8 protein-coding genes and 1 pseudogene are annotated in these 12,175 nt (G+C 45.7%); 2 read left to right on the top strand and 7 right to left on the bottom strand.

Features of this window, described 5'->3' with window-relative positions; genetic code table 11:
- Positions 1-390: 390 nt before the first annotated feature.
- The 4 genes and pseudogenes from LLY41_RS10405 to LLY41_RS10390 all read right to left on the bottom strand — a co-directional run bounded on the left by LLY41_RS10405 (position 391) and on the right by LLY41_RS10390 (position 6,247).
- Positions 391-1,961: pseudogene (locus tag LLY41_RS10405) on the bottom strand (SagB family peptide dehydrogenase).
- Between the two features lie 23 nt (positions 1,962-1,984).
- Entirely contained in the window at positions 1,985-3,928 is a 1,944-nt protein-coding gene (locus tag LLY41_RS10400) for a TOMM precursor leader peptide-binding protein (RefSeq protein WP_304587881.1), read from the bottom strand.
- A complete protein-coding gene (locus tag LLY41_RS10395) occupies positions 3,925-5,859 on the bottom strand; it encodes a putative thiazole-containing bacteriocin maturation protein (RefSeq protein ID WP_304587879.1) in 1,935 nt (644 codons plus the stop codon). The genes LLY41_RS10400 and LLY41_RS10395 overlap by 4 nt, the downstream gene beginning before the upstream one ends.
- Positions 5,860-6,004: 145 nt before the next feature.
- On the bottom strand, positions 6,005-6,247 hold the full coding sequence (locus tag LLY41_RS10390) for a heterocycloanthracin/sonorensin family bacteriocin (RefSeq protein ID WP_304588024.1): 243 nt from the start codon (positions 6,245-6,247) through the stop codon (positions 6,005-6,007).
- Between the two features lie 316 nt (positions 6,248-6,563).
- Here LLY41_RS10390 and LLY41_RS10385 point away from each other — a divergent pair, with 316 nt between their 5' ends.
- Positions 6,564-7,988, top strand: a complete 1,425-nt coding sequence (locus LLY41_RS10385) for a Na+/H+ antiporter NhaC family protein (RefSeq protein WP_304587878.1) — start codon at positions 6,564-6,566, stop codon at positions 7,986-7,988.
- A gap of 423 nt (positions 7,989-8,411) precedes the next feature.
- Here LLY41_RS10385 and LLY41_RS10380 read toward each other — a convergent pair whose 3' ends face one another.
- From LLY41_RS10380 to LLY41_RS10370, 3 genes are all read right to left on the bottom strand, one after another.
- Positions 8,412-10,316 carry an endonuclease MutS2 gene (locus tag LLY41_RS10380; RefSeq protein ID WP_304587876.1) on the bottom strand — a complete coding sequence of 635 codons (1,905 nt, stop codon included), beginning with the start codon at positions 10,314-10,316 and terminating at the stop codon, positions 8,412-8,414.
- Between the two features lie 438 nt (positions 10,317-10,754).
- Complete coding sequence (locus LLY41_RS10375; protein ID WP_304587874.1) at positions 10,755-11,459, bottom strand: copper homeostasis protein CutC; 705 nt, start codon at positions 11,457-11,459, stop codon at positions 10,755-10,757.
- A 19-nt stretch (positions 11,460-11,478) separates the two neighbouring features.
- Positions 11,479-11,718, bottom strand: a complete 240-nt coding sequence (locus LLY41_RS10370; RefSeq protein WP_304587872.1) for a hypothetical protein — start codon at positions 11,716-11,718, stop codon at positions 11,479-11,481.
- 120 nt (positions 11,719-11,838) lie between these two features.
- Here LLY41_RS10370 and LLY41_RS10365 point away from each other — a divergent pair, with 120 nt between their 5' ends.
- A complete protein-coding gene (locus tag LLY41_RS10365) occupies positions 11,839-11,991 on the top strand; it encodes a hypothetical protein (RefSeq protein WP_179289054.1) in 153 nt (50 codons plus the stop codon).
- Positions 11,992-12,175: the final 184 nt, after the last annotated feature.

The raw sequence follows: 12,175 nt of genomic DNA, 5'->3' as shown, positions 1-12,175 counted from the left end.
TTAAAAGGTAGTTTTATAGATAGATTGTTTTTGAAAGCTGCATAGTTTAACGACTATTTCTTCACTGCTTCCTGACTTTCGGGAATTAATCATCTCCATTAACGACGATATTTCTTCTCCACTCCTTGAAATGGTCGTTAATCAGGAGCTTCAACGACCATTTCAACACTGTTTCCTGTTTTTCGGGAGTTATTCATCTTCATTAAGTACTATTCTTCTTCTCTACTCCTCTAAATGGTCGTTAATCGGGAGCTTTAACGACCATCTCTTCTCTGCTACCTGACTTTTGGGAGTTAATCAACTCTATTAACGACGATATTCTTCTCCACTCTTATTATGGTCGCTAAGCGCCCAACCATCCCTAAACTTCAACCAGATTCATCTTCTAATCTAGCTAATTAAATTCCCCTTCAGCCATGGACGGGCCCGGTAGAAGCCAATTGGGATTTGGATGAGGCTGGTTTTTCCCAGTGATTCGGTTCCGTAGATTTCATCACTCATCTTTGCATCAAACCCGAGCAGCGGATGTCCGCCCATTCCAAGCGCTGTTGCTGCTATAAGTAATCGCTGCATAAGCATTCCCGCTTCCATTTGCTGAATGCGGTAGCCTCTATAGTTCAACTCCGTTTTATGGTAAGCTCTATCCCCGGCTATATGAAAGCAGAGCGGGACTTGAAACAGATTCACATTGCCTGCAGGCATTCCGGATTGAAGCACAAGCCGATGGTCGCCAAGACTAATCTCCCTTAGTGAATGGGCATCGCTGTCGTAATAATAAGCTCCATCCGGAATCCCATCGACATTATTCAAACACACATATAGAGTTACACGTGACGCGCGCTTTTCAAGTGCCATATCTAAATCGTTTCGATACAGGCAGGATTCAGTCGCCTCATGAAGAATGGCAGCAAGCTGCTCCAGGCTGACTTTTCCTAAAGTGAAATCCATTTCCGGTGAAAAGCGCTCCCGGCAGACTGCCGCCAAATCATACGATATCCTGTTTACAGGAGGAAGAGTCACAGGCCGGCCCTCACAGTGGGACTCTTGAGGAATGATTTGACGAAACGAATCAGCGGATTCCTGCATGGACGCTTTATTGACGCTGGTTAACATCGGAAATTCTTTAACTTTGTTAGATCTGACTAAGGTTTTAGTCTGAATCTGGGTTATTTCCCCGCACAATTCGGAGGCAGAGGCCATTCCGTCCTTGCTGGTTCTGTTTTCAGCCCAGCTGGTCGGTTCAACTGACAGCGGGATCACAGCATAAACGCTCTCCTCCTCTTCAGACAGTCCAAGGAGATGGTTGAGGGCACGATCAAGAAATTGGAAGTAAACCCCAGCTGCAAAACCAAACCTCTTTGTAACCTCCAATAACTGTCCAATTACTCCCCCTGCATCCAAGCCCTGCAGACGATAAGCAAAGTTGTTGTATTTATAATAATTTTTCCAGAACATGGTCGTCACGAACACAGTCCCAAAACAAGTTGGCACATCACACCGACTGCCAAGAGCACGGGCTATATACGAATCGAAATTCCCCCTGCGCAGCAGCACCAGGCGGTGGCGCAGCACATCATAATGGTAGATCCCTTCCGGCACATCATCTATTTTCAAAAACATGTATAGTTCGTTCGGATACAGCGCTCCGCCAGAAGGCACAGACCGCCGAAACGACTGCATAAAATCCCCTTGCTCATCCGAACCCACTGGAGAGACAGACTGGGAAAATTGATTCAGGCCGAATGTGTACCAAAGAAAATCCCCAATTCTCCTAAGGTCAGGCTTTGCGGGTTCCTCCCATTCTTCAAGAGAAAGGGGAACCTCCAGGGACAGGGGAAAACTGGCAAGCCCCGGTAAAGCTTATAGGCAAGCGGAGCATCTTCCCAATCCACCTCCCAATCCGGCGGGGTTATTTGATCGATATCAAAATGCAAATTGTGCAGAAATGTATCTGGATTCATCATTTTCACCTCCCTGTGAGGGCTTATGGAAATGGATGGGGATGTGGATTAAGCTGTTCAACTTTAAGCGGTTCTTTAGCATATCCGAGTTTCTTTGGAACCTCCAGCACCCTTTCCAGTCCTGTTACACGTGTCAGGTGGTGTCCAAATGTCATGGGCAGCATCCCCGGAATCAGCACCTTGACACAATGCAATCCGCTCCTCTTTATTTCCGGTGTCGTCTGATCCACCACTATGACATCAAGCTTTTGCCTGTGCAAGGCCTGAAGAAGGTCCTGCAGATCATCTGTCAGGTCTGCATGTCTCCTTCCCCGCTTGAATTCTTCGGAAAACGATCGCAGCGGACGGTTTTCATCCAGCAAAAACGCCAGCCGCTCCTCCGCTTCCGGCAAACCGTAAAGCATCCCATGGTCATCCATTTTCCTGACAAGGGAAGAATCCTTAAGCATTTGCCGTAAATTCGTCTTGTTCGCTTCAAAATCATCGTCCATTGTCCCCATCATTCCAGCTAACTCATGGACTGCGCTTTTTACCGCCCGAACCGGGTCAGGATGAGCTCCGGCCGCACAAATGAGATTCAGCCCTTTTTTCTTCCTGTTCTTCGCCATCGCCCAGACACTTGGTATCCCATGCTCCATTGTCGCGTTATACAGATAGAGATCATATCCCGCCACTGTCCTCACCCTCTCAATCATCAGCTGCAATTCCTCGTCATTGGAGGAAGAGGGATCAAGACGCGGAAGGGCAAGCTGGCCGTACCAGGCCATCAGGAATGAATCACGCTCCACTACTTCTAAAATACCGTAGAAAATCGCTTCTTCCAGGCTGCCGCCCAGTGCGCATCCGTTGGACGTTTCATAGACAAACCCATTCCCGCAGCCCAAGCTGTAATATGCAAGCAGCTCAGGAACCAAAATCGGGCGCTCCTGCAAAAACGAATAACCCCATACCCAATTCATCGGGAAATCAGGATTAAATTTATTAAAAGGAAAGTTCTGCCGTGCATACTGTTCATCTGCATGCACACCTGCTTTTAGAGGATTAAAAGCCCGGTCTTCCAGGTTGCGGTAACTGTCATAGACTGCTGTCCTCTTTCCACGTGGCGATATGCCGCAGGAACGTTCAAGCCCCTCCAGAATGGCTGTCAGCTCGCTCACCTTATAGGAATGAGTGCGGCCTGCCACGCCTTCATCCCCTCCAAACAACGGCAGGTTTACAACTACATCTGCAAAAGGCGGTTTGAAATCATACATTTTCCCATTTAGTAAACCAGTCCGCGGATCCAGATAATTGCTGATGAGCGTTTGATCTAAATCCTCCAATGAGCGGCAGCGGTAACTGTCTGAGCTAACTTTCAAGCTTGGGTTAAGGGTAATTCTTGCAGCTTCCTGTGAATCTTCAGGCAGAGAGCTGCACACGGGGCACAATGAATCCGGCAGAATGAGGTGGCGAGAGGTTTTCATTGTTTTCAGACTGACCAGATACATTCGTCTTTCCAAGTCCGTTAAGCTGCCCTCAAGGACCCTTTGTACCTCGGACACAAGCAGGTGTGTCATCTGTAAAAGCCCCGTGCGAGATGCCCAGGCGTCACTTTCTAATCCGCTGTTCCCTTCGAATTTCTGCTGCAGCTTCCACATCTCTTCCCGGTCACGCCCTGCCAGGAGTTTCCGAGTGTCCGCACACTGAGAGCATCCCGGTGCAGACGGGTGAACGATTGGGCCGATCACGCCTTCTCCAAATGATACAAAGCCCCGCAGCCAGGGAATACCTGATGATCGGGATACCTCTTCCGCCTTTTTATGGACTGAAGGCATCCAGGTATCGTGCAGCACCAGAAACAAATTCGTTCCATCCGGCAGTTCAGGATCGAAATTCAAATGATGGATTACCTTAAATCCGACAGGCAGTTCTTTGCATACGCTGTCCGCCAGCAGCCCCTCTCCGACAACTACCACGACAGCACTCACTGAGATTCCCCCTCCCGTATGAACACCCCAAACACCCCTGCCAGACTCTCTTTCAAAAATGGCTCGAACGAAAATTCACACACTAAGAGCTGCATGCTGTTCTCTTCCAGAACCTGTCTGGCAGACTGCAATAGCTGGGATTGTTCCTTCTCATTACAAGTAGGTATGACCAGACGCTGAGGCTCCTTTTCCTCCACAAGCACAGATGATGCCTCCACTGCAGTTGCTCTATGTCTCCCCCTTTGCTTTTGCGACTGTGCAATCGCATGCTGCAGCGCTTTCCTCAGCGCCAATGTTCTATTAATGCCAACACTGCCAAACCAGCGATCGTCCGTGCCGACCCAGACCACAGGGAAGCCGGACACTCCTTCACCCTGGCAGATTTTTGGTGCTCCCTTCATCGTTGTCAACGCGTCTAAATAAAACCTGCACCGTTCATCTTCTACTGCATTCAAATGCAAAGGTGAAACTGTTCTCTGGTCTGCTTGACTTTTAGCCAGCAGCTTCTCTTCCAAACATTTATCCAGCCCGCGTAATACCCCTTCTGCAAATGATTCTCCTGCTCCCACACCAACAAATTCGCTAGGTGCAAGCAGATCTGCGGCGAGCTTTTCAGCCATCCGCGACACATACGATTCAATTCCGGTCAAACCTGCTTCCCTGCGTGCTTCATCATGCCTCAATTCTGTACAAATTAAAGCTGGCAGAAGCTCGGCCGGTCCCTTTGACAGCGGATCTGCTGCCTGCACTTCACATTGTGCCAGCGGAAGCTGCTTTAAATCCCCTTCCTCCCATATATGAAAAATCCCAGATTCCTTGGAAGTCAATTGACTGAAAAAAAGAAACAAACTGTCAGAATTATTTCTTTCTGAATCTTGCCCTATTCTCTGATCTACATCTTGAATCCATTCCACAGCTGTATTTCCTGACAGCATCGAATGTGGCAAGAAGGAATGCCAATTTCCTTCAAGCGTCTCCAGATCAAGCAGGAAAAAGTGATTTCTCTGTTCAGCACTGGTCAATCCAGTAACCTCTTTAAACAGTTCAAACACGATCAAATTAGCGAGCATGGCTCCTGCCGTGGCGGAGGAAGTATGCAATTGCTTGTCTTTGCAAAATGCGGACTGATGTACGCGGTGCCAGGCAGTCTCCCAGCATCCTTCTGATTCCGGATGCACGAGAGGACCTGCCATACCAGCCTGTTTGTAGATAATAGCAGGAAGTAATATCTTCTTCTCTTTCCGGCAAGCTGCATGTATAACCTGCAGTTCCTCTACATTCCCTGCTTCCGATATATATAGAATTGAATCATACGGCTGGATCAATTCCTCCCAGGAACAATCCTCTTCACTCTCTCTTGTTACCTCCTCTGCAGAAACTTCGGGATCTGTTTGCCGGGCATGTGCGACAATCTCCTTCAGCCTCTTTGTGTTAGTCGATTCAGGGTCTGTAATGACCATATGAACCTTTGGCAATCCGGACTCAATCAGCGCAGAAACCAGCGAAACGAAAAAAGGGCCAGATCCTGCTGCCAGCACTTTTGCCTGCCGGTATGCCTGGAAACGGTATGCACCCGAATCACCGAAGCTTTCCAAAAATTCGATCTGGGAGGAATACTTTTTAAGGACATGCTCTTCCAATTGGTGTGGATGATCCCCGCTAACATCCCGCGCAAAGCCGTTACGGTACAGCACTTCCGCAATTTCAAACACCCGATCCCTATGCGGGCCCGGCAAGCCGGCCGTCAATTCCTCAAGTGAATATTCACCATTAAACATCGGCATCAGCTTTTGAACCCACTGATCGATCATACTGCCTTCCATGCGGAAGGAGCTTACATTATTCCGAAAATACACACCTTTGGCCGGATCAGGGATAAAAAACGTGTCCCTTTTCATTTTCAGCCGCACAGAAGGGATCAATTTTTTCATTTCGCGCCTCCTTACCCGTAAACTATGCCTAATTAAGAAACATACTTTCTCTCTCATTCTATGTATTGGGATTTGTCTCATATGTCAGACCTTCAGATGAAAAGCCCCTGCATACTCAGGGGCTAAACTGAACACATCGAATAGGCTAGCGTCCGCCGCAACGTCCTCCACAGCGCCCGCCACAGCGGCCTCCGCATCTAAAACAGTTAGAGCAACGGAAACAATTGAAACAGTTAAAGCAGTTAAAGCAATTGAAGCAGTTAAAGAAAAAGCAGCTAAAGCCCAGGCCAATACCAAAACCAGCGCATAACCTCGACTGATCACTATAGACCTGGTGTTGATCCCAAGGAACCGCCTCGTTCGCATGGAAATCACCAACATTCAACATTTGCAATTCGTTTTGGAAATCATTCATGTTCATACCTCCGTAATTTATTAATAAGATGTGCAAGCAGCATCAAGGGGCATAATGAAGAACAGCATTGTGAGTCCTTCGTTTACTCTCTCCATCAAAATATGTGTCAGGATGGGGGATTGTTACTGAATCAAACACCCATATTAATGAGTTAAAGCGAAAAAGGTTGCACCTTCTAATAGCAGGCAATCCAAAGGAAATGAAGTATTATTGTATGATGTCAGGGAATTTACCTCCCTTCCCTGGCCATACTAAATAAGTAACGGCATTTTTATTGGAGGGCACAAACTTGAACATCACCTGGCTATCGCTCATACCATTTATAATCGTAATCGGCATGTCCATCTGGCTGAAGAATATCCTGCCGGGATTGGTGGTGGGTATCCTTGTTGGCTCCATACTGGTGTCCGCGGACCTGCTGGCGGGGACGGAGAAGTCGGTCACTTATATTGTGACTACGCTTTCCGATGAAACGAATATCAAGATAGTCGGATTTCTATATCTTTTCGGCGGGCTCGTCGGGATGATGAATATTGCGGGCGGCATTAAGGGGTTTTCCGAATGGGCCGGCAGACGGATCCGTTCAGAACGCGGTCTTCTTGTGTTCATTTGGATCACTCTCCCGTTCACCTTCATGATGCCGATGTTTCGGATTATGATGATCGGACCCATTATCAAATCGTTGATTAAAAAAATGAATCTCTCCAAACAGAAAGTCGGCATGACTCTCGATATATCAACTGAATCCGTAATTGTGCTGCTTCCGGTTGCGACAGCTTTTGTGGGCTTCATGGTCTCCCTTGTTGAAGGCGGCATCAGCGGGCTGGATCTGAATATGTCCGCATATGAGATTTTTTTATTGAGCATCCTGTTTAACTTTTACGCGATCATTATGCTGCTGATTGGGATTGTGCAGACGTTCTGGCGCCGGAAAAAGACAGGAGAGCAAAAAGCTGAAGCCCATACCGATCTGGAGGAAAAAGAGCATGAATTCCACCGGATGGGAATTAAGAAGGAACTATCGCTTGTAAAAGCCCAGCCATGGCATTTGATTTTCCCTGTCGTTTTATTGCTTGCCTTTTCTCTGTTCCTGTTATGGCAGGATGGAATGTCGCAGGGTGCAAGTACGGTTTTCGAGGCATTCTCCATGGCCGACGCTACATTTGTGATGCTGCTGGCTGTTTTTATCACCCTTGTCTTAACCTTTATTTTCTACATAATCAGGCGGGAGAAAATGAACGAAATTCTTTATCATTTTTACGATGGAGGCAATCAGATGATGGAGGCGATCAGCCTGCTCATTCTGATTTGGGCGCTGACACTGGCGGCGGAGGATCTTGGTTTTTCAGATTTTATCGGGAGCTCACTCGGAAGCTTTCTACCAGCTTATCTGACACCAGCTGCCATCTTTGTGCTCGGTTCAGTGGTCGGCTACTTTATTGGGAGCTCATGGGGAACATGGGGATTGTTCATGCCGCTCGGAATTACCCTCGCGGTTTCAACCGGCGCCTCCATTCCACTTACCGTTGGAGCCGTGTTCGCAAGCGGGGCATTCGGAGCGCTTACCTCACCACTTGGCGATACCACCATTACCACTGCTTCGATCCTGGATATGGATCTCGTGGACTATGCGCGATATAAATTGAAGGTTTCAGCCATCGGGGCTGTAATTGCTGCTGCATTATTTATTGCGGCAGGGTTTTTGATTTCATAGATTTTGCTTAAAACTCCATCATGGCAGTTATCCGGACAAAGATTCCGCGGGACACTTCGGACAAAGAAAGCAAGAAATCATGGTTTTGTGTCAGAACCCGAGCTAACTTCTGACTCAAATTACAGAAAATTGCCGTTTTGCGTCAGAACCCGGGCCAACTTCTGACTCAAAATGTTGAAAACCCCGGTTCTGTGTCAGAACCTGGGCCAACTTCCGACTCAAATAGCTGAAAACCCCGGTTTTGTGTCAGAACCCGGGCCAACTTCTGACTCAAAATGTTGAAAACCCCAGTTCTGTGTCAGAACCTGGGCCAACTTCCGACTCAAATTGCTGAAAACCCCGGTTCTGTGTCAGAACCCTCTCAGCTTCAGACAAAAATACACAGTAAAAAAGGCGATCCTCCACCCGGAGAATCGCCTCGTTTCATTCCTGCTTCCTATTCCGAATCTCCTTTTCAACCTTTCGCAGCGCCTTTTTCGATCCTCTCTCCAGGTCATGCTGCAGCTTCCGTTCGTGGTAATTGGTAAATAAGGTATTCCTGTCATACCCTTCTGGATATAGTTCGCTTGCCTTTATGTCCAATTCAATCCGCTTGCTGTTTACTTCCACTATTTCATTTTTATAAAACAGCTTGATGTTATTGAATTTATCTATTGGCTCATACACAATGGCGTAATCATCCTGGCTAATCACTTTTACCCGGTCACCAATTTCATATTGATACACATCTTCGGTCTGTTCCACTTCAATCACTGGCTTCTTTATTTTGTTCTCTCTTACTGCTTCCAGATTATATTCCTTATTTTCAATATACAATTGCGCGCGCTTCAGAACATGTTCGCGGATATTCATTTTCCTGGAAATCCAAAGTGCATTGCTCTCTCCAGATTCACCTATTAAAAGCTTATACATCGGCCTCAATTCCGCACTATCGAATAGCATGGCAGCGTTCATAAAATCATCATGCATTTCAGAATAACGTTTAATCTCACCATAATGAGTAGTGGCAATCGTGATGCATCCCATATGATAAAACTCTTCGAGAATCGCAATTGCCAATGCAGCCCCTTCATTCGGCTCTGTTCCGCTGCCAATCTCATCGAATAAAAGCAGAGTATTATTAGTGGAAGCACTCATGATTTCGGAAATGTTCATCATATGGGAAGAAAACGTACTTAGGGCATTCTCGATGCTCTGATTATCGCCAATATCAACAAATACATTGTCAAAAATGGCGATATCACTTCCCGGCTTCGCCTTAATATGAAACCCGGACATGACAGCCAGAGTGAGGAGTCCGATTGTCTTTAAGACCACGGTTTTTCCGCCCGCATTGGGGCCAGTTATGACTAAGCTTCTATAGTCCTTCCCGATTTCAAAATCCAGCGGGACAACGTTCCCTTCCAATAAAGGATGCTTGCTGTTTACCAATTTGATATACCCATGATTATTTATCGCTGGTTCAATACCGTCCGTACTTTTGCTGTACTTCGCTTTTGCAAAAATCATGTCGTACTGGCTGATGCATTCAATATTGATGCGGATCTCATGAATGGATTCAAGAATGGCTCCTGAAAGTGTGGCGAGTATTTGATATTCCTCTACCGACTCCTCCGATTTCAGCATGGACAATTCCACATTAAGCTTTGAAACGGCATCAGGCTCCATAAAAACAGTCGAGCCTTTTGAAGAGGATTCAACCACTGTTCCGGCAACCTGATTTTTAAAGGATGCTTTAATCGGAATCGTAAAACGGTCATCCTTTTTGCTGATATAAAATTCTTGAATATATTCCTTATTAGCACTGCTGCGCAAGAATTTATTCAATCGTTCTTCAATTTTCTCTTCGCTTTTGGCAATATGATTTCTAATCCGTTTCAGCTCTTTGCTGGCACCCGAATCAACCATGTTTCCTTTGATTGCATATAAGATTTCTTCTTCAATATTCCTGAATTCCGTCATAGATAACGCATACGTGTAGAGAACTGGCGCAAAAAATTCTTTATCTGCCATAAATTTTTTGATTTTCCGGCAGCCCCTAAGAAAATCGGATACAGCGTTTAACTCTGATGGAGTTAAAATGATTCCTTTTTCCACTTTTTCAATAATGCCTGTTATATTGGAAATGCCGGTTAATGGCAAATGCTTTTCGGCGTCCAGCAGCCTTCTCGCCTCGCTTGTTTCGTTTAAGCGATTGCGGACGGCTTTTATATTTGAGCTCGGCTCCAGCTTATCGATCAGCGCTTTCCCTAAACTGCTGACGCAATGCTGTTTCACTTTATTTTTCAATTCGTGGTATTGTAATTTTTCAAAGGTCATTCCATTCATTCTCTCTGCCTCATTCCAAATAAAATAGCCCGCAAAAGCCTTCCCCGCCCCAATGTAAATTGGGCAGAAAGCTTCCGCGGGCGTTCTACTTTTCGAACAGGCATAAACAAACTTAACCCTAAAACAGGCATAGTGTCTAAAGCTATACGAATATATAGAAATGGAAGCAGTCTGATGGCAGGTATTCAAACAAAACATGTTTGAAAAAAGGCATTCTTAATAAACTGGCGAAAACCAGAAAATTAGTACCTTATTCAACTAAACAATTAGTTGACACCTGCAATCGACATACTTCACCACACCTTTTAATAATATGAAATTAATGTAGCATGGAACTGCCAGTCCAGTCAATCTTCATTCTGAAAATTGGAATTAATAACATAAGTAGTTATCAATGAAGAATTTCGGAAACAGAATCCAAATATTTGATGCTCTTTTCTATAAACCTCTGCTGCCGATAATCTTCTTTAACGCCTGCACCTTCTCAGGATCAATGACATTCTCATAGCTGGATTGGAAACGTACACCTGAACCAAAATGAACTTCAGTGACAGGCACCTCAACCAAAAATGCTTTTATATTATCAACTGACAGACCGGCCCCAGCCATAATTTTTAAATGGCTATCTGCCGTAAGCTCATGGAGACGCTTCAACCTTTCTGCTGCATCTGCAGCACTACTCTTGCCGCCGGATGTAAGGATTCTTGAAATCTGCGGATACTCCTTGATCACTTCCAGAGCCGCAAATTGGTCATCAGTCACATCAAATGCCCGGTGGAAGGTAATATCCAGTCCGTCTGCAGCATGAATTAGCCGTTTCAAATGTTCGTTATGTACTTTGTGGTCAGGTGTGAGAACGCCAAATACTGCACCTGCTGCACCAAGCTTCTTGCAGACCTTAATATCCCCAATCATGATTTCTATGTCCTCTTCCGAATAGCAAAACCCGCGGCTGTGCGGGCGGATCATCACATTCACCGGAATTGTCAATTCTCTGCATACACTTTCAATAACTCCATAGCTTGGCGTTAGACCGCCTTCAGCCAGCCCGGTTACCAGTTCAATTCTGCTTGCCCCGGCCTGTTCGGCAATTCGCGCATCACTGAGTGTGTCTGCGATCACTTCAATTATCATTTTCCGCATTACTCCTTCTTACAAATACTTAACTGAACTTTTCTGCTATTAGATTAAAGAATACAATAGCAAATATCAATGTTATCAGGATCATTAGGACGAGCGATAAAATTTTCGTGTATTTTTTCGCTCCTTCCGTAATCTCGGGCTCCTCCTTATACATCCCCCGCCTTCCCCAAAGCAGGCTTTCTTCCGGATCAAAATAACTCCATAGCAATACTCCGTACACAGGAATAAATAAGAAAAAAATCACAATAAAATCTGCCATCTTCTCATCCCCTTTACTATAATACGATTCAGTATTCAAAAGGTTTCATGACTCCAATTTGTTTAATTCACTGAAATTCGGAAACATTAATTACATATAACAAATAGGGAGGGTTTATTTATGACCGAAAATACCCCGAAGGACGTAAACCGTATTCAGGAGGAAGCCCAAAAACAGGACCGGGAAGCAAAGAAAGCCCAGGAAGTTGTGGATGATGCCATTTCCAAAATGACCCCGCAGCGGCAGTACGAAAAAAGAAAAGGAACAGAATAAACGATAAAGTGAAACTTCAATCAGTGGGGAGTGCTTTTCTTCCTACTGATTGTTAGTTGAACAAATCGGGCCTTTACGGGCAGTTTGACCCCGCTTATCTTCCTTTGATTCTTCTGAATCTTGAAGTGGGGGTCTTACTGGCGCCCGTTAGACTGCGATAAAAAAGCCGTAATCCTGCCCGTTA

The sequence above is a fragment of the Cytobacillus firmus genome (assembly GCF_023612095.1).
In the GTDB taxonomy this organism is placed as follows: Bacteria; Bacillota; Bacilli; order Bacillales; family Cytobacillaceae; genus Cytobacillus.
This window is presented reverse-complemented; position numbering and strand designations above follow the sequence as displayed.